The sequence below is a fragment of the Bartonella numerosa genome (genome assembly GCF_037070845.1).
Taxonomy (GTDB): domain Bacteria; phylum Pseudomonadota; class Alphaproteobacteria; order Rhizobiales; family Rhizobiaceae; genus Bartonella.
Window position 1 is genome coordinate 120,808 of the sequence record NZ_JAYMZI010000001.1, and the last position, 20,070, is coordinate 140,877.

At 41.3% G+C, this 20,070-nt stretch carries 16 protein-coding genes; 5 read left to right on the forward strand and 11 right to left on the reverse strand.

The annotated features are described in order from the left end of the window. Window positions 1-59: 59 nt before the first annotated feature. Window positions 60-2,687 carry an aminopeptidase N gene (pepN, locus tag WCP75_RS00580; RefSeq protein ID WP_336276314.1) on the forward strand — a complete coding sequence of 876 codons (2,628 nt, stop codon included), beginning with the start codon at window positions 60-62 and terminating at the stop codon, window positions 2,685-2,687. A 275-nt stretch (window positions 2,688-2,962) separates the two neighbouring features. Continuing rightward, on the forward strand, window positions 2,963-5,293 hold the full coding sequence (locus WCP75_RS00585) for a sensor histidine kinase (RefSeq protein WP_336276315.1): 2,331 nt from the start codon (window positions 2,963-2,965) through the stop codon (window positions 5,291-5,293). On the opposite strand, the gene WCP75_RS00590 is transcribed toward WCP75_RS00585, so the two are convergent. The 11 genes from WCP75_RS00590 to WCP75_RS00640 form a co-directional block, all read right to left on the reverse strand. Beyond that, a complete protein-coding gene (locus WCP75_RS00590; protein ID WP_336276316.1) occupies window positions 5,262-5,540 on the reverse strand; it encodes a hypothetical protein in 279 nt (92 codons plus the stop codon). The two genes, WCP75_RS00585 and WCP75_RS00590, sit on opposite strands and share 32 nt — an antisense overlap. Before the next feature lie 31 nt (window positions 5,541-5,571). Next, complete coding sequence (locus tag WCP75_RS00595; protein ID WP_336276317.1) at window positions 5,572-6,954, reverse strand: sensor histidine kinase; 1,383 nt, start codon at window positions 6,952-6,954, stop codon at window positions 5,572-5,574. Further along, complete coding sequence (locus WCP75_RS00600) at window positions 6,951-7,637, reverse strand: winged helix-turn-helix domain-containing protein (RefSeq protein ID WP_336276318.1); 687 nt, start codon at window positions 7,635-7,637, stop codon at window positions 6,951-6,953. The genes WCP75_RS00595 and WCP75_RS00600 overlap by 4 nt, the downstream gene beginning before the upstream one ends. Before the next feature lie 77 nt (window positions 7,638-7,714). Beyond that, window positions 7,715-9,226, reverse strand: coding sequence for a Do family serine endopeptidase (locus tag WCP75_RS00605; protein ID WP_336276319.1), 1,512 nt, complete (start codon window positions 9,224-9,226; stop codon window positions 7,715-7,717). 216 nt (window positions 9,227-9,442) lie between these two features. Beyond that, on the reverse strand, window positions 9,443-9,880 hold the full coding sequence (locus WCP75_RS00610) for a cytochrome c-type biogenesis protein (RefSeq protein ID WP_336276320.1): 438 nt from the start codon (window positions 9,878-9,880) through the stop codon (window positions 9,443-9,445). Continuing rightward, window positions 9,877-11,865, reverse strand: coding sequence for a heme lyase CcmF/NrfE family subunit (locus WCP75_RS00615; protein WP_336276321.1), 1,989 nt, complete (start codon window positions 11,863-11,865; stop codon window positions 9,877-9,879). The genes WCP75_RS00610 and WCP75_RS00615 overlap by 4 nt, the downstream gene beginning before the upstream one ends. Then, on the reverse strand, window positions 11,855-12,352 hold the full coding sequence (gene ccmE, locus WCP75_RS00620) for a cytochrome c maturation protein CcmE (RefSeq protein ID WP_336276322.1): 498 nt from the start codon (window positions 12,350-12,352) through the stop codon (window positions 11,855-11,857). Before ccmE ends, WCP75_RS00615 begins: the two co-directional genes overlap by 11 nt. 200 nt (window positions 12,353-12,552) lie before the next feature. After that, a complete protein-coding gene (locus WCP75_RS00625) occupies window positions 12,553-13,290 on the reverse strand; it encodes a tetratricopeptide repeat protein (protein WP_336276323.1) in 738 nt (245 codons plus the stop codon). Between the two features lie 241 nt (window positions 13,291-13,531). Then, a complete protein-coding gene (locus tag WCP75_RS00630; protein ID WP_336276324.1) occupies window positions 13,532-14,944 on the reverse strand; it encodes an ATP-binding protein in 1,413 nt (470 codons plus the stop codon). Beyond that, on the reverse strand, window positions 14,944-15,609 hold the full coding sequence (locus WCP75_RS00635) for a response regulator transcription factor (RefSeq protein ID WP_336276325.1): 666 nt from the start codon (window positions 15,607-15,609) through the stop codon (window positions 14,944-14,946). The genes WCP75_RS00630 and WCP75_RS00635 overlap by 1 nt, the downstream gene beginning before the upstream one ends. 16 nt (window positions 15,610-15,625) lie before the next feature. Further along, window positions 15,626-15,862 (reverse strand): hypothetical protein, encoded by a 237-nt coding sequence (locus WCP75_RS00640; RefSeq protein WP_336276326.1) that lies wholly within the window; start codon window positions 15,860-15,862, stop codon window positions 15,626-15,628. A gap of 315 nt (window positions 15,863-16,177) precedes the next feature. Here WCP75_RS00640 and WCP75_RS00645 point away from each other — a divergent pair, with 315 nt between their 5' ends. The 3 genes from WCP75_RS00645 to WCP75_RS00655 are packed head-to-tail and all read left to right on the forward strand — an operon-like array spanning window position 16,178 to window position 19,471. After that, window positions 16,178-18,325 carry a transglycosylase domain-containing protein gene (locus WCP75_RS00645; protein WP_336276327.1) on the forward strand — a complete coding sequence of 716 codons (2,148 nt, stop codon included), beginning with the start codon at window positions 16,178-16,180 and terminating at the stop codon, window positions 18,323-18,325. A 17-nt stretch (window positions 18,326-18,342) separates the two neighbouring features. Continuing rightward, entirely contained in the window at window positions 18,343-18,939 is a 597-nt protein-coding gene (locus tag WCP75_RS00650) for a DUF1214 domain-containing protein (RefSeq protein ID WP_336276328.1), read from the forward strand. Next, window positions 18,932-19,471, forward strand: a complete 540-nt coding sequence (locus WCP75_RS00655) for a DUF1254 domain-containing protein (protein ID WP_336276329.1) — start codon at window positions 18,932-18,934, stop codon at window positions 19,469-19,471. The genes WCP75_RS00650 and WCP75_RS00655 overlap by 8 nt, the downstream gene beginning before the upstream one ends. Window positions 19,472-20,070: the final 599 nt, after the last annotated feature.

Below are 20,070 nucleotides of genomic sequence, written 5' to 3' on the forward strand. Positions count from 1 at the left end.
CCCAAAACATTAAAGAGCTCTTTAGCTCATCTATAATCAAAATGCGGTTAGGAAGAATTATGGAAAAATTGATAACACCTGTTCATCGCTTAGAAGACTACAAACAGACCCCCTATGTTGTTCCCAAAACTGAGCTTCACTTTCATTTAGAACCAACAAAAACCCGCGTAACTGCAACATTGCTGGTCGGAGCTCGTCAAAATACGAAAGAAGCAGAGCCCCTCGTACTTTCTGGCGATGAGCTTACTCTAATTTCCGTTGCCATCAATGGAGAAATACTAGATAAAAACGCTTACAAGAGTACTCCTTCATACTTAGAAATTATAGCCCCACCCGTAGCCCCCTTCACACTGCAACTGATCACAGAACTGAACCCTGAGAGCAACCGTAAACTCATGGGACTTTACCTTTCAAACGGTGTTTATTGTACGCAGTGTGAATCAGAGGGATTCCGTCGTATTACCTACTTTTATGATCGCCCAGACATTCTTTCTACCTATACAGTAAGAATTGAAGCGGATTCCCAGAAAGCACCAATTTTGCTTTCCAATGGAAACCTCATTAAAACAGGCTTTCTTGATGGTAATCGTCATTTTGCGATCTGGGAAGATCCTCACCCAAAACCATCCTATCTCTTCGCCGTAGTTGGTGGAAATCTTGATAAACTAGAAGATTATTTCACAACTATATCCGGCCGACATGTAAAACTTGGAATTTATGTGGAAAAAGGAAAAACCGCGCGAGCAGCCTACGCGATGGACGCACTCAAACGTTCAATGCAGTGGGATGAACAACATTTTGGACGCGAATACGATCTTGATGTTTTCAACATCGTCGCCGTTTCCGACTTCAATATGGGCGCAATGGAAAATAAAGGTCTCAATATCTTTAATGACAAATACATCCTCGTAGATTCTGAAACAGCAACCGACCGTGATTACAAAAATGTCGAGCGCGTTATTGCACACGAATATTTCCATAATTGGACCGGTAATCGCATTACTTGCCGTGACTGGTTCCAACTTTGCCTAAAAGAAGGATTAACAGTGTATCGTGACCAAGAATTTTCGTCAGATCAAAATGTGCGCAGCCTACAGCGGATTGAAAATATAAAAACATTAAAAGCCACGCAATTTACTGAAGATGCCGGACCACTCGCCCACCCAGTACGTCCTCGCCAGTATAGTCAAATAAATAACTTCTACACCACGACTGTTTATGAAAAAGGAGCAGAAGTGGTGCGTATGATACACACAATTTTAGGCCCAATTCTGTTTCGCAAAGGTATGGATCTTTACTTTCAGCGTCACGACGGACAAGCTTGTACAATTGAGGATTTTATCTCCTGTTTTGCTGAAGTCTCCGATCGAGACTTTTCTCAATTCATGCTGTGGTATGAACAAGCAGGCACACCTAGTGTAAAAATCGAAGATCATTACAGCGATGGTGTCTTAACAATTCACGCAAAGCAACATATTCCAGCGACGCCGCAGCAAAACACAAAAAAGCCTATGCTTATCCCTATTACCTTTGGCCTTTTGGGGCATAATGGAGAATCGTTAACCTATGAAACTGACTCGGATATCCAATCAGATGTTATGCTCATATCAGAAGAAAACCAGACGTTTACATTAAAGGGATTGCGTGAAAAACCTGTTTTATCGCTACTCAGGGATTTTTCTGCGCCTATTATTTTGCAAACTCCCCTAAATGAAAGCGAACTTATTTTTCTTGCTCAAAATGACAGCAATCACATTAATCGCTGGCAATCGCTCAACCAATTGATAACGAACGCACTTATCCAAGCCATTCAAAATGAAGCAGTAGCAAAAGAAGCGATGCCCTCTACTTTATTAAAACTGATTGAAAAAATCGTTATGGATGAAAGTCTCGAGCCCGAATTCCGAGCGTTCTGCTTGAATTTACCCAGCGAAGTTGAGCTTGCACGTATAATTGGCGAAGACATCGATCCAGATCGCATCCACTACATACGCGATCAGTTTTTAGTGTCTATCGCACGCACACACCAAGAGCTTTTTACAAAAATGTACGCACAGATGCAGGTCAAAGAGCCTTATTCACCAAGCACTGAACAAATTGGAAAACGAGCATTACGTAACATTATACTGGACTATCTTTCTATTGCCGAAGCTAAACCAGACCGTGCCGTCACACAGTACGCCTTAGCGGATAATATGACGGACCGCATAGCCAGTATGACCGTGTTGGTAAAACGCTTTAACGAAACTAAAGAAGCACAAGAAACTCTGAGTAATTTCGAAGCTCGGCATCGGCACGATCCCCTAGTTCTTGATAAATGGTTTTCTGTTCAAGCAATGGTCGCAGGAACATCAACACTTGATCGGATTCAAAAACTTACGCAGCACCCGCTTTTTTCGCGAGACAATCCCAATCGTGTACGCGCCTTAATTGGTGTCTTTGCGTCTAATAACCTAACTGGTTTCAACCGAGCTGACGGTGCATCCTACCATTTTCTTTGCCAAATCATTTTAGAAATCGATAAGAAAAACCCACAGCTTGCTTCACGATTATTAACAACAATGAGTTCTTGGCGACAATTAGAGCCCATCCGACGACAAAAACTCGAAACGGCACTAAATATGATCGCAGCTGCTCCCCAATTATCAAGCGACGTAGCAGAAGTCATCAACCGCATACTTGCTTGAGAGAAAAATCGCCTACAAACGACATAATTATGTCATCTTGAAACGACACAATCCCCGCTAGAAGTTGAAGCCATGAGCAGAATTCTTCGATCTACTTGTGGGGGGTGTCGTTGTTCCTCCTTTGTTTTACCCATCGTATTCATAAGAATAAAATAGCTTTTTCTAAAAAAAGACTGGACAGAAGACTCCTGTTTTGATTCACTGCACCCACGGAGTTATTGTGAATGTCAAAGAAGTTTTTCAGTCACATTATTTTGTAATTAGAGGAACTAGAAATGGCTGAATTAGACGCATATGACGCGCCGGCGGAAGTGCATGTTGCTTCAAACTCAAGCGCTCAAAGTCGCAAAATGCGTGCAGCGTATGCTAATTTACTTTCTGGTTCAGCTTACCAAAAACTTTTATTCCTTGAACCTTGGTTACGGCGCGCTGTTCCCGTTGTGATTATCGTGTTTCTTTTTGTGTTGGCAGCAATCCGCTTTGCACTAATTTACGATTGGCGCAATACAATTGACAAAAATGCACGCTCCACAATTCCTCTCTTAGCAAGCCATATTGCCAATGTAATTGATCATGACCTACTTGCTGCCACCCAAATGAACAAAACCTCTATTCTTTCCCGTGATCATTTGCAAAATATCCTTACCAGTTTTAGCAACAAAAATCTCATTGATTCCGACATGTTTATCGCCATAACAGATCAAGAAGGTGGAGTCCTCGCATCATCAAACTCAGAGATAAATTTGGGGAAGCCTTTACAAGATTTTACCTCTGAGGGTGCTATTTTACAGTCTCTAGGGCGGCACGCCGGTGCAATGCAAATAACAATAGGAAAGGATGACCCTGCTCTTGCTTCGTTTGACCAAACAAAAAACGGACAATATGGCGTATTTGTTGGCAAGAAAGTGCAACACCTTTACGCAGAATGGCGCAAACTTTTTTCATTAAATGTAACACTGCTTACAGGAACTGCTGGTATTGTCCTCGCTCTTCTTTACGCTTATTACAACCAAACTGTGCGAGCACGCAACACAGACGCGATCTCAGAAAAAATCCAAAACCGCATTGATATGGCAATGATCCGTGGGCGCTGCGGATTGTGGGATTGGAACATGGCAAGCGGGCGTGTTTATTGGTCGCGAGCGATGTATGAAATGCTCGGCTATGTACCTCAAAATGCACTGCTATCAATTTCCCAAATCACTGCAATTATCGATCCAAATGACGCTAACCTTTTTGACCTTGCTCAAGAATTAATGAGTGGTAAACAAAAATATATCGATATCAACGTCCCCATGCGTCATGCCGATGGTCATTATGTATGGATGCGCATTCGTGCGGAAATTATTGAAGAGGAAGAAGAACCTCATTTGGTTGGTATTTCCTTCGATATTAGCGAACAACGTCAATTAGCTGAGAAAACTGCTCAAGCAGACCTTCGTATCCGTGATGCCATTGAAAATATTTCAGAATCTTTCGTATTATGGGATTCAGAGGGCCGTTTGGTTATGTCTAATAGCAAATTTTGCGAATATGCAGCCATCCCTAAACAAATTCTACAATCTGGAATCCAACGCACAACCGTTGAAGCCATGGCACGACCCGCAATTAGTGAGCATCTCCTCAGAGATGATGGTGCTGGCAATTTAACCAGTATTCGTCAAACTGCAAATGGTTGTTGGCTTAAAATTAATGAACGACGTACCCAAGATGGGGGACTCGTTTGCACAGGGACAGATATTTCTGAGCTCAAACAGCAACAAGAAAAATTTGAAGACAGTGAAAAACGCCTTTTCTCTTTTATTCAAGAGCTCAAACGAGCACGAGGAAGTGCTCAACAACGTGCAACAGAAGTTGAAAAGCTTAACAAAAGTTTGAAAGCAGAAAAGGAGCGTGCAGAGAGTGCCAACAAAGCTAAATCAGAATTTTTGGCCAATATGTCACACGAACTGCGTACACCCCTTAATGCCATTCTTGGCTTCTCAGATATCATGTTACAGTCCACCTTTGGTCCACTCGGCTCACAACGCTATACAGAGTATGTACACGATATCTACAGCTCAGGAAACCATCTTCTGACGCTCATCAATGATATCCTTGATATGTCAAAAATTGAAGCTGGAAGATTCAACCTTGATTGTCAGAATAGTGACCTCGAGCCCATCATCAGCGAAGCAGTACGTACATTAACACCGCAAGCACAAGAAAAAAATATTTCTGTTACAACGAATATTTCTCCAGAACTTCACGCGGAAGTTGACTGTCGTGCCATGAGACAAATTTTTCTTAATCTTATTTCTAATGCTGTTAAGTTTACACCTTCCGGCGGTAATATTGATGTCTGTGCCTTCCAGAAAAAAGACAATCTTTTTTTCAAAATTAAAGATACAGGAGTTGGTATTCCTCAATCAGCGATCAAAAAGCTTGGTCAACCTTTTGAACAAGTTGAGAACCAGTTTACCAAAACCCATACCGGTTCAGGACTTGGACTGGCCATTTCGCGCTCTCTATTAGAATTACACAAAGGAACGCTTGAAATTACTTCTAAAGAGATGGAGGGTACAACTGTAATTATTACAATGCCGATTCGGCAGAGCGAACCGTAAAAAAAGCGATGCGACAAAGCTGCGCCCATTCTTGAAAAGCCAGCCCGTTTTTTCCGCCTGAAATGCCGAAGATGGGGTGCTCTATTTTTTTTGCTGATCCCTTAATATCTTTCACTAGCTCACGGAAACTGCTCCCATCAACGAAATTCGAAGAAATGGGCCATTTTTTTAAACACTCTCCATCTACTTTCTTTTGCAAAGGCAGCTTCCTAACCCATCTTGCCACATCAACAAAAAAATCAGTCACGTGTAGAAATAACAAGGACACGTGATTGATTTTAAGGAAATAATAGAACCGCTCTGAGTCCTGGTTTTGCATCTTCAAGCAAAAGTTCACCTCCGTGAAGCTTCATAACGGCTTTTGCTATACTTAACCCGATACCAAAGCCAGGCTGTGTGCGGCTTTCCTCAAGCCGAACAAATCGTTCTGTTACTTTTTCACATTTATCTGCTGCAATTCCCGGACCGTTATCACCAACAACCACGAGTAGATTCTTGCCACGACGTTCCATCGATAAGGAAACCTCTGCTTTCCTTTCATCTTCGGACGCATATTTTATAGCATTATCGATAAGATTAAAAATTGACTGTGCAATTAGCTCACGATTTAGCATAAGTTCTTTATCAAATGTATCCCCTAATTGAAGAAGGACGCCCGATTCTTCAGCAAAAGGTCCATAAAGCTCAACTGCATCTTCAAGAATTAGCTTCATATTCATAGTTTCGAGGTGCTCAATTGTACTGCACGCTTCAATACGAGAAATCATTAAGATAGCATTAAAAGTACGAATGATCTGATCTGATTCAGCGATAACACCATCAAGTACCTGCCGATATTCAGTCTCAGTTTTTTGTCCCAAAAGCGCTTCTTCAGCGCGATTTCTGAGACGTGTCAGCGGTGTCTTAAGATCATGAGCAATATTATCCGACACTTGGCGCAAACCAACACTTAATTCTTCGATACGATCCAACATAACATTAAGATTAGCCGATAATCTATCAAATTCATCACCTACTCCTGAAACAGGCAAACGCCCACTAAAATCACCTTCCATCAAGCGCTGAGAAGCAGCTGTTACCTGATCTATCCTCTGTAATGCCCGCCTGCCAACGAAGAACCATATCAATAATGCTCCTCCAACCATTGCTGTAATAGCAATTATAACTGCCTTACGCGTCACCTTTATAAAACGTTCCGGTTCATCCAGATCCTGTCCTACAAGGAGTTTCATACCATTGGGTAAATCAGCAACGATGGCTAGAGCACGGTGTTTTCCCGCTTTGTCGTGTTCTCCAAAACGCGAATATAAAAAAGAATCAGGAAGAAAGCCATTATAACTCAGAAGACCAAGTTCAATACGCGCAACATTCCCCGCTAGAATGCGCCCCATGGGGTCAGTGACAAGATAAAGAAAAGCTCCCGGATGTCGTGAACGATAATCAATAGTACGCACCAATAAAGGTAGTCCGCCATAGCTATAAGCGCCTTCAATGCGCTTCAGCTCTTCACGCAAAGTCTGCTCACTCTGCTTCACTAACAATGAAGCAAAAAACGCCGTCATGTAGGCAAAGAGCCCCACCGCGACTAACCCAAATAATAAAATATAAAGCGCCGACAACCTCAGCGCAGTCGTACGCATTATGTTAATCAGACGATTCATGCGCTGTTATCTGGTGCTTTCAACATATACCCAGCCCCGCGAACAGTGTGAAGAAGCGGAATATCAAAATCTTTCTCAATTTTTGCCCTTAACCGAGATATATGAACGTCAATAACATTTGTCTGTGGATCGAAATGATAATCCCAAACATTTTCTAAAAGCATAGTGCGTGTGACGACTTGGCCCGCACATCGCATTAAATACTCAAGCAAGCGAAACTCTCGTGGTTGTAATGCAATATTCCTACCGCCACGTTTTACAGTATGTGCTAATCGGTCAAGCTCAAGATTTCCTACACAATAAACGGTCTCAGCTTTCTCATGATTTTTCCTCCGCTGCAGCACTTCAACACGAGCAAGAAGCTCAGAAAAAGCATAAGGCTTTGTCAAATAATCATCACCCCCCGCACGCAAGCCTGTCACACGATCACTAACTTGTCCCAGAGCAGAGAGGATAAGAATTGGCGTTTTATTGCCCTTAGAACGTAACTCAGAAATTATAGAAAGACCATCACGATGCAAAAGCATCCGATCAACGACCATGACATCATAGTTTCCCGCTTCAGCTAGAGTGTATCCACTATCTCCGTCATACGCGACATCAGCTAAATGACCTGCTTCCAAAAAAGCCTTTTCGAGGTAACGTCCTGTTTCACGATCATCTTCGATAACAAGTATCTTCATAAAACGTATCCCCACTATTTTACAAAATAAAATTATAGGACAGAGGCCCGCAAGGCCTCCGTCCTACCGAGGGCAAATTACTTTTTAAAAATCGGAAGAGCTAAAAAACGATTTTGACCATTTGTTTGCAGCTGTAAGAGTATACCTGTTCGCCCTAATTTTTGCGCTTCTTTGATTATATTGGTAATATCAGATACTTTTTTAACAGCTTTATAATTAACTGTAACAATGATATCACCGGGGCGTATCCCTTTGTCAGCAGCATCTGAATCCGAGTCTACACTTGTTACAACCAAGCCTATATCATCATCAGAAGGAGCAACAACCAAACCGTAATCTTCTAATGTCTCATCTGAATTACTCATCCCTTTTTGGTGTTTTGAACCTTCTATTACATCCTCATCTTCGGGCATCACATCGAGTTTGACCTTCAGAACTTCTTCTTTACCAGACCTAAAAACAGCTAAAGTCACTGTTTCTCCTGGCTTAATATTCGCAATGCGCTTCGCTAAATCACGAACATCGGAAATCTTTTCATCATTCACCGAAATAATCACATCACCTGCCTTAATTCCAGCCTTTTTCGCAGGTCCTTTTAACGAGTCAGTAACCAAAACACCTTTAGCATCTTTTAGGCCGATTGACTCAGAAATTTCCTTTGTCACAGATTGAATCTGGACCCCAAGCCAACCGCGCTGCACAGAGCCTTTTTCAATGAGTTGTTGCACAACTTGTTTTGCTGTTTCTGCTGGAATAGCAAAAGCAATACCAACATTTCCTCCAGAAGGAGAAAAAATTGCCGTATTAACTCCGACAACCTTTCCGTTTAGATCAAAAGTCGGACCACCAGAATTCCCGCGATTAACAGCAGCATCAATCTGAATGAAGTCGTCATAAACGCCGGCACCGATATCACGCCCGCGCGCCGAAACAATACCTGCTGTCACAGTCCCACCAAGGCCAAATGGGTTACCAATAGCGACAACCCAATCACCAACGCGAAGCTTTGAATCATCACCAAAATCGACATACGAAAACTTTCTTTTTTCATCTACTTTCAACACTGCAAGATCGGTGCGCGGATCAGTACCAATAAGTTTCGCACTCAGTTCTGTACCATCATCAAGAACAACAGAATAACTTTTTCCACCAGAAATAACATGATTATTAGTCACGATATAACCATCAGACGAAACAAAAAAACCCGATCCAAAAGCTATAGGAGCAAGTTTAGGCGATCGATGAGGAGGTCTAGTACGTGGACTACCACGATCCATAAATTCTTGAAAAAACCTTTTCAAAGGATGTTGATCTGGTAATAAATCAAGCCCTGGACCGCTAAAAAAATCACCAAAAGAACGCTCCTCCTTTTTCCTTTTATTACCCTTTACTTGCACCGAAACAACTGCAGGTTTCACGTGAGAGACAATATCTGCAAAACTCTGCGGTTGCGACGAAGAAAATATGGAACTCGCATGAGCTGTAGCCATTCCCAAATTTGACATAGCCCCACCAAATAATAATGTAGTCTCCAAAGCTGCAAAAAAACTGACAGCAGCAAATGTTCTAAAAAAAGTTTTTTCGACCATCTTCTATACGCTCCTACTCTGTAATACTCTTATCTCAATCGCACCAAACTATAAAACAGCGGACCTTACCGTTTTCTGTCTAAATCATTAAAGTTCTGTAAGGTTGAATAAACAGTAACTCGTTAATCATAACCGGGATAAAATTATCAACCTCAACGCACCAAAATTTCCTCCGCAAACTTTATTTCAATTCAACAATATTTTTTTTAAATTTTTTTAATTATTTTTCCCAGTATCATAGGCAATCGCTTTCTCGTGCCTGCACCGCCTAACCCCCAAAAAGATGATACCTATACCAATCATCATCACTATGAGGGGTGAAAACCATAAAAACCACGTTATTTTTTTTAGGGGCGGCTTCAGCAAAATAAATTCACCATACCGCTCAACGAGAAAATCAATGATTTGCTGATCACTGTCGCCCATTTTCAATCGTTCACGAATAAAAAGCCGTAAATCACGGGCTAATACAGATTCTGAATCGTCAATAGATTGATTTTGGCAAACTGGACAGCGCAAATTTGATGAAATATCACGCGCACGAGACTCAAGTGCTGCATCTTTTAAAATTTCGTCCGGCTCCACTGCTACCGCTAACGACAGAGAAGAGCTGGCGATTAAAAAAAGAAAAATCCAAAATAACATCTTTTTCATCTCAATACCTTTTTAACAAATTTGGGATAGGAGGCTACCCTTTTATGCAATCCAGCGCGGAACAAATAACCAAAAAGAGAAAAACACCCACCCATAGCCATCATAAGTGCGCCTAACCAAATACAAATCACGTAAGGCTTCCACCGTATATGTACAGCAAGCCCTCGGTCATCTACACGCCCCGGTACAATATACAGCTGAGACAGGCCATAACTTTTGATACCAACTTCCGTTGTTAATGTATTTTGGCTCGAATAAAATCGCTTTGATGCCACTACATTATTGCGCACCGTATGTTTGTCTTCACCTATTGAAAAATTAAACTCCACAGCAGAATAATTTTGACCAGCACCTTCCCGCATTCCATCAAAGCGGACAATTTTATCTGCCACTGTAACCGTATCTCCTGTGCGCATGATCAGAATATGCTCCTGAGTAAAAGCTGCAACGAAAACGATACCGAATAACGTAACTCCCAACCCCATATGTGCCACAGCAGCGCCAAAAACTGACCATGGCAATCTAAAAAATCTCCTAATCCGCACAGAAATAGCCATCTTACGGCACCCACTTTTTTCCCACAGATCAGCTAAACTTCCCAAAAAAACAAAAGCAGAAAGTCCAGTTCCCAAGGCTGCAAAAATATCACGCAAAAATGCCGTATAAAATGTTACGAAACAAACGATGCAGACCAAAACGAAGACAAACCACAAACGTTCAAAAACTGCAAAAAAGTCGCCACGCCTCCACGCCATCATTGATCCAAATGGAACCAATAACAACAGCGGTAACATTAAAGTTCCGCAAGTGATATTAAAAAAAGCAGCACCTACAGAAATTTTTTGCCCGATTAGCGCTTCAAGGAAATAAGGGTAGAGCGTGCCAATCAATATTGTTGCAGTCATTGTTATTAGCAATAAATTATTTAAAACAATAAAACCTTCACGCGAGATTGGTTGAAACAACCGCCCTATTTTCAAAATAGATGCCCTCCAAGCAAACAACAAAAAAGCTCCGCCCGTAAAAAAAAAGAAAATAGCAAGGATCGCTCGCCCACGTGCTGGATCAACAGCAAAACTATGAACGGAAATTAAAAGTCCTGAACGAACGAGAAAAGCTCCCATGAGAGAAAGGGAAAAAGTAAAAATGGCCAAAAATAAAGTCCAAATTTTTAACGTTTCCCGCTTCTCAAGAACAAGAGAAGAATGCAAAAAGGCTGTTCCCGAAAGCCAAGGCATAAGCGAAATATTTTCAACTGGATCCCAAAACCAATAGCCCCCCCACCCCAATTCGTAATAAGCCCAATACGATCCAACAGTAATACCCAATGTCAAAAAAATCCAAGAAAGAAGAATCCAAGGACGAACCCAACGCGCCCAAATCCTGTCAATATTCCCCATAACCAACGCTGCTATTGCGAAAGAAAAACAAACAGAAAAACCAACATAGCCTAAATAAAGGAGCGGTGGATGAATCGCTAAAGCAACGTCTTGTAAAAGAGGGTTCAGATCATTTCCTTGCAATGCCGGCGGACTGACGCGCAAAAACGGGTTGGATACAAAAAGGGTAAATAAAAGGAAGGCGCTTGTAATACAACTTTGGCAAACCAAAACTAATGCCTTAAATTGTTCAGGCAAATTCCGACCAGATAACGCCACCAATGTGCTAAAAGAAGCCAAACTCAAGACCCATAATAACATAGAACCTTCGTGGTTACCCCAGACTCCTGTAACTTTATAAAGCATTGGTTGTTCTGAGTGGCTGTTTTCAACGACATTCACAACGGAAAAATCGGATACCACATAAGCGTGAACCATAGTAAAAAAAGACAATAATATCAATATAAAAGCGATATACGTCAACCGCCTCCCAGCTCGCACCAAAGCGAGCTCTTGCCGGAGAATACCAAAAATGGATAAAATGGCTTGTAGCAAACTAATTGCAAACGCTGCAGATAAAAAAATATTACCCAATTCAACGAACACAATCTAATTTTCCTTCCATATTGTAACGTTTTTTTAGGCAACCAACCGTTTTTTTAGGCATATAAGTCTCGTCGTGCTTTGCTAAAACACGCGTACCAATAAAAAGACCTTCTTTATCAAAATATCCTTCTACGACAACACCCTGTCCTTCACGGAAAAGATCCGGCAATATACCATCAAAAATAACTTTCTCGCGTTTCACTCTATCAGTCACGAAAAAAGTAACTTTCATCTTTTCAATATACCGGACTGTTCCTTTTTCAACAAAGCCCCCCAAGCGTAGAGGACGACCCGTTAGAATGTCTTCTCTTGTAATTTCGGACGGCATTCGAAAAAAACTCACCGTATTGCGCACTGCATACACAATGAGACCTACTGCAACTAACATGATAAAAAGGCACAAAAAAACCATCAGCAATCGCTTTTTTTTTCGCTGCTTTAAAACAATCTTCAATGAAGGAATGTTCTCTAAAGATCGATCATTCATAAAACATCTACGAAATCATTTCTGTAAACACGCTGCACGGGCATCAATTCATTATTCGTACGCCCTATTTATTTATACGCTCTTATTTTGGGTAGTTTCGCACATCTTTCTCGTAGGAGCAAATTTTTATCCAATACCTATTTCTTCTCGATAACCTCCCCTTTGAATTAATAGTCTTTAAAAGCAGTTTTCCGAGTACCCTAATTGGATGAATCGCATAACCGAACCATCATTTCCTCAATACGCGATCGCCATACAAAATCCTCTGGCATTGTATCGAGAAAGTCTTGCAAAAATTGCGCCGCCTGTGCGGATTTTCCTGCTTGGCGAAGTGCATCGGCCAAAAATAAACGAGAATAGAAGTCATTCGGCGCCAAATCTGCAGCTTTTTGAAAAATGCGTTGTGCTTCCTGCGTAATCACTCCACCTTCATAGCCAACTAGTGCCAAGCCGTATCCCAAAAGTCTTGGAGCCGATTCTCCATTTAAGCGGAGTGCATCTAAATAAATGTTTACAGCATCTTGAAAGTACCCATCCTCAAGATATCTCACTGCCAACGCATCAGCCAACTCGCCATCATTAGGTGAACGAAAAAAAAGCGCCCGCAGGCGGACAAGCTGCTCACGCCTACTGAGAGTATTTGGACCCTTATCCATCAGCTCGCGAAAAAAATAACTTTTAACTTTTGGATTTCCCACAAAGCTGTAAATACCCCACGTCACAAAAACAACAAATAGAACACTGAGAGTCGTAAAGATATACCTATTTTTAAAATTCGTAAAAAGCGCATCGAATTCAATTTTGCTCGTGCAATTTTTATAAATACTAGAGACAAAAGACCACCCACCCTTTTCTTTTTGCCTTATCAAAACACAGAAAAAAGATAGAACAATAGTCAGAGATAGAAAGGAAACCATAACCAAAAGGAATAAAAACATACTGCTTGGATACCTGCACGAAAACAAAAAAACACCATTCCCACCGCTTTCCCCTTCATCCACTGAAGCGCTTTAAATAAGGCCAGAAACCATCACGACGCACGCAGTATAATTCATACAATCTGCCACTAATTCTTCTACCGCATATGCAAAAAATCATAAAGCAAGGGGCCGCCCCATCTAACCGAGACACAAAATGCTTCCTACTCTGTACGTTGTTTACACGAATAAAAACAATAATTCACCGTCTCGGTAATAAAACCTTTGCAGACAACCCGCCAAAATCAGAGCGCGACAAAAAGAAACTTCCACCATATTCTCCAACCATATCTGAAACAATTGCCAAACCCAAGCCCGTCCCTGGTTTGCTTTCATCAAACCGGCGTCCTCTTTTAAGAGCTTCATTAATTTGTTCCTCCGTCAAACCAGGACCATCATCTTCAACAACGATATTAACAAATTCTCCTTCTTCAACATTACCTTCTAAATAACAAGATATCAGAACTTTTGTACGCGACCACTGGGCGGCATTCTCAATCAAATTGCCAACAATTTCTTCTAAATCTTCCCCTTCGCCAGCAAAAATAATATCATCAACGCTCATTACAAATTGAAACTGTTTTTCAGGATTAAGCCTCCCCATAACCCTCATCAAACGATCTATTGCTCCGCGGACAGGGGTGTGACAAACGACGCTGTCACGCTGTGCGGCAATCCGAGCACGTCGCAGATAATGATTTATTTGTGCCTGCATCAATTTAGTTTGTTCCCTCAGTAGAACGGCCTGTTCTCCATGCATCTTATCAGCCTCATTCACAATAACTGACAGAGGAGTTTTCAATGAATGAGCAAGGTTACCAACCTGTGTCCGAAACCTCTCAATAATACGCCGATTACCGCTGATTAGGGCATTTGTCTCTTGCACTAATGGCATAACTTCACTCACCAAATCCGTGTTCACGTAGTCAACCCGACCCCCACGGATATCATTCAATGCTTTTCGAATGAGCTTCAACGGTCGAAAACTAAAGAAAATAATAGCAATGTTTATAAGAACACTACCCGTACCAAAACTCCAGAGAAAAATTTGCAAAATTTTCTTAAACTCCCGCACCTGCGCATGCACTTCATCGATATTCCCAACGAGGCGAAAACGCGCAATATGGTTTTGATCATCAAGAACAACATCACTCTCAATCACTTGCAAATTCTGACCATCTTTTCCCTTAATTCTATAAAATCGAAAAAACTTATTATCAAAAGGTACATCAACATTGCTCAATGGAAACATCTCTCCAGTTCCCAATGACGGAGACGCCAGACGCCCCTGCAAATTAGGAGATATAGCGACGACCTCCCAATACCAACCCGATGTCGGATCCGAATAACGAATATCATCAACCCCAAAATTCCCTACCAAATTTCCATCAGTTGACACACTCACTGTCGCGATAAGACTATAAAGCTGAGCAGAAAGAACACGCCTCAGACTTTCTTCACTTGAACGCTGATAAAACAAGATGCTAACTGCAGAAATCGACGAAAGAGAGACAACAACCCACAGTGTTGAAAAAAACATGACGCGCAGACTGAGAGACCTGCCAACAAGAGAAATCCCTTTCCCAAGCCAATTATCGCCCTGCAGAACCGCCATCAATTATCTGATATCCTTGCCCTATAACCCATCCCGCGAACGGTTTCAATTAAACCCGCACCGAGTTTTTTACGCAGCCGCCTCACAAAAACCTCGATAGTATTAGAATCCTTGTCGAAGTCCTGATCATAGAGGTGCTCAATAAGCTCGGTTTTCGAAACCACCCTATCGCGATGATGCATGAGATACGAAAGAAGCCTATATTCATACGATGTCAATTTAATGAACTGGCCATCAACAAAAACACGAGAAGTTCTGGTATCCAGTAACACCCTGCCGCAGTATAATGCGTTCATCGCGTGACCGGCGGCGCGGCGTATCAACGCCCGTAGTCTAGCTATTACTTCCTCCAGATGAAATGGCTTGACGACATAGTCGTCAGCTCCCGCATCAATACCAACTACCTTATCAGACCAACTGTCTCGAGCTGTTAACATTAAAACAGGCACAAGAACCCCCCCTTTGCGCCATTTTTCAACGACACTGATTCCATCTAGACGCGGCAAACCAATATCAAGGATCACGGCATCATAAGACTCTGTACTTCCCAAAAAGTAAGCTTCTTCTCCGTCAAAAGCACTATCCGAAACATAGCCCGCCTTCTTTACGGCTTCCGCTAACTGATGATTGAGGTTTTTATCATCTTCAACAATCAAAATACGCATTCACACCTGCTAAACACTAATCTGCAGGGACAAAAATCTCGATGCGACGCAAATTTTTACCGTCACGAGCAGGCACTACAACTACAACAACACACATATCTCTACCATCCTGAACGACAGATTTTGAACGCAGCAACACTCCTCTTTGTTGAGTGGCAATCTCTCTACCAACTTTGGTACATTCAGCAGCTAAAACAGAACCCGCACCCAGGAAAGACGCAATCGTTACCAATAAGAAAACTTTTTTCATCATGGACACTTTATAATCCGTTCTAAATGAACGTAAACTGAACCATCCGTTTATATATAACACACCAAGAATGAGTCATCTTTTATATGAAAAGAATTACCAAAAATATCACTCATTTTGAATAAAATATTTTTTATGTATTATAACTAAATAAAAAATTAAAAGTCTTATAATAATTAATATAATATATAAAGTATAAAATTAAAAAAATAATAGTAAATTATTTTTGTTTAAACTATAGAAAAAAAACGATTGCACTCCATATTCATTATATATTTGTTCGATTGCATAACTTTGTTATGAGTATATTTTTACGCCATGTCTATTTTTTTTAAAAAAAATAAACCAGAACACAATAAGCCATTCCGAAGTCCTGCACCTATTGAATTGGATGCATGGTTAGACACTGTATTCTATCATATCCGTTCTGCTAATAATTTTTTTTGGAATAAAGCAAAAATCACTTCACAATATTTCCATATACGAGGATGGAAACGATTTATAATTGAAGCTCTTGATGAGGCTCTAACTTTGGGGTTGATTGGACTTACTTTTTTTACCATCACCGGAATTTCTATTTTTAAACTGGCTAAACAAGACCGATATTTTCCCAAAAATTTCTCTATACTTTTTTTAGATCGTTATGGAAACCCCATTGGCAACCGCGGCGTACTGTCAACTATATCTGTCCCTGTTGAAGAAATGCCGGACCATGTCATCAAAGCAGTCCTCGCTACAGAAGATCGACGTTTTTTCAATCACTGGGGAATCGACCTACACGGTCTCGCACGGGCAATCTTACAAAACATACAAGCCAGCAGCATAATCCAAGGCGGTTCAACTATCACACAGCAGCTAGCTAAAAATTTGTTTTTAACAAACGAAAGAACCATAACACGAAAAATCAAAGAGGCCTATCTTGCCCTTTGGCTGGAGGCAAATTTCAACAAAAAACAAATATTACAACTTTATCTCGACCGTGCATACATGGGAGGAAGCAACTTCGGCATCGCCGCAGCAGCAAAGTTTTATTTTAGAAAAGATATACGCAACATATCCCTCAGTGAATCCGCTATGCTAGCGGGACTCTTTAAAGCCCCAACAAAATATGCTCCCCATACCAACCCGCTTGCTGCTCAAAAACGTGCCAATGTAGTGCTATCAAATCTCGTTAACAGCGGATTCATGACAGACAGTCAAATTATTAAAGCTCGCCGCTATCCCGCAAAAGCCACAGCAAAAACGAAAAACAACCAGCCCAATTATTTTCTTGATTGGGCATTCAGTGAAGTTAAAAAGATAAGCAGCAAACTACCAACTCATACTCTGATCGTTCAGACCACGCTTGATCCTTATATTCAAAAAGCGGCAGAAGAATCAGTTGCATACTACTTATACCGGTACGGCCCACGATACCGAGCAACACAAGCAGCTTCCGTAATTTTAGATAATGATGGAGCTGTGCGCGCAATTGTTGGAGGACTAGATTACGAAAAAAGCCAATTTAACAGGGCAACGCAAGGTGGAAGACAACCTGGCTCTTCATTTAAACCTTACGTATATGCAGTGGCAATGGAACGTGGATTGTCCCCCTCAACAATAGTCTTAGACGCACCCATCAATTGGGGCGGATGGTCACCTAAAAATAACTCCGGTCGCTATCTTGGAAAAATTGATTTAGCAACCGCTCTAGCATTCTCTATCAACACAGTACCAGTCTATATTACGCGTCAATATCTTAACCATGACATCCAACCAATTATAAATTTGATCAAAAATATGGAAATTACCGCTCATATTTTGCCGCATAAGACAATGGTTCTTGGCACATCCAATATGACACCAATGGACCAAGCCACAGGCTTTAATGTTTTCGCCAACGGAGGCATAGCTGGGAATCGTCATGGTTTTACGAAAATTAGCACAACAAATGGTCGCATTGTATGGGATTGGAAAACAGATGGGAATAAGCCACATCGGGTTATCAGCAAGCAATCAGCAGCGTATATGAATCAAATGATGGTTGGCGTCACAACAAGAGGATCTGGAAAACGCGCTGCTTTACCCATGACGCTTGTCGCTGGAAAAACTGGAACATCGCAAGCATACCGCGACGCTTGGTTTGTTGGTTTCACCGGAAATTATACTGGAGCTGTATGGATGGGCAATGATGACTTTTCACCGATGAATCGTGCTTTTGGTGGTGTCATCCCCGCTATGATATGGCACGATATCATGCTTTATGCTCACCAAAATGTAATGATCAAAAAGCTCTATGGTGTCGAACATTCCCTTCTCCCTTACCAATCAAAAACTCTTTCTTCTCAAAATAATTCCGTACTTCCGTCCCAAATACCCCACGTTCCTTCACCAAAAACATTAAATATTGTTCGACTCATCAACAAAGATCTAGAAAGTCTGTTTTTGCTATCAAAGACGGAAACTGCCGAAACTCAAACATTTTAATTTAGAGGCATTCTACAATGTTTGTGAATATTGCCCTCACTTCTTTTATCGTTTCTGCTTCAATTTTATGTGGAGCATTAAGTGTTGATTATATGATTAACTCCTCCGACAATTTTGGAAGTTTCACAATCGGGGGGTGGAGAGCTTACCCACAAGTAGGGACAAAAAAAACGGACCCCTATACCAGAGCACGCACTGCTAAACGAGGCGACATCTCACTTGGGCGTGCGGAAGGACTTGTTTTCCAAATATGGAAAGATAACCGCGGCCGACCTCTTTATTCTCATTGCAATTATCTACTAAAAGGGCATATTCCCAAAGCCCGTCTTTTTACCCTTTACACAGCCGACAAATTACTAAAACCTTACACATCGTCTTCAAAGCTCCCCTTTGAGCTTCATACCGATAACATTGTTTATGAAAGCGACGGCTCATTCCATATCTATATTTCAAAAGAGCCACAAGCCGGCAATTGGCTTGCCATAATCAGTAAAAAAAAATTCGGGCTTATTCTTACTTTGTATGACACCTCCATCATCTCTGCGACTATATTACAAAAACCTACCATGCCATCTGTAAAACAAATTCCATCAGGACAAAGAAACTGTGACTAAATTCATCCGCATTGTGCTTCTCATAAGCCTCGGCGCTATCATTTCTCACATCTTTATTTTATTCTCAATTCCCTATTATGCGCAAAGCAGCATATGGGAACACCTCAAAAAATCAGCAAATTACCATCAATTTGCCTATCTTGATCCTAGCGATCCCATTTATCAGTCTTCTGATCCGCTCTTTATCATTAAAGTTTGCAGATTTAATCTCGCAAACGGCCCTGTCCATTTAAGAGCCATGGAAACAACACGACTGTGGTCGCTATCAGCTTACACAAGTAACGGAATTATTTTCTACAGCGTTAATGATCGAACAGCCCCTGATGCTACACTCAACCTTGTAATTGGAAAACCCATACAAATAATAGAACTCAAAAAATCAAAACCTAAAAATAGTACAAATTCAGTCCTAGTTGCCAAAGACCTTAACGAAGGCTTTGCTATTTTACGCGCCTTTTCTCCTTCTCCGATCACGGAAAAAGAAAGTGAAATCTTCCTCTCATCTGCAACTTGCCGCGTGTTCAATGAGTAAAAACTACATTGATTCCATCCACCCTTAAACCGCCCTATTCTAGTTAAGAATAAAAGCAAGAGTGCGAAAGTAGATTTTTGACATAATTCACTCGGGCATCAAGACAAAAACGCGGATCTTATTCCGACTTAGAGACGCACAAGCTCTATTAGGATTAAGAGGGAAAATTAGAGGAAAGCACTTAAGGCAACTCTCATTGCGGTATCCCGGATAGACTGCCAACGACGCACTCCGTAAGAAAAAAGAACACCGCAACGAGATAAACCTCACCCCACAGCATTAGCTTTATCTCGCCAGAGATCGTGCCATTTTTGCAATTTCTTTCCATCTCCGTAATCTTCCCCGCCTGCTCTTTTAGCCCTACCCCAACTATGAGCCAGAACAACCAGACCACGAAACATCCAAATTTAACGGTCACTTTCAAATATTTCTGTTATGAATGAACCGTCCAATTACAGTAACAAAACGCCCACATCCTGAAAAACCACAGTTTAAAAAGATCCTATTCTTTTATCAGAGTCAACGACACTGACCGGCCAATGCTCAACGCTCATCTTGCACAAGTATCACGATTGCGCACAACAGATATCTCCCTCATC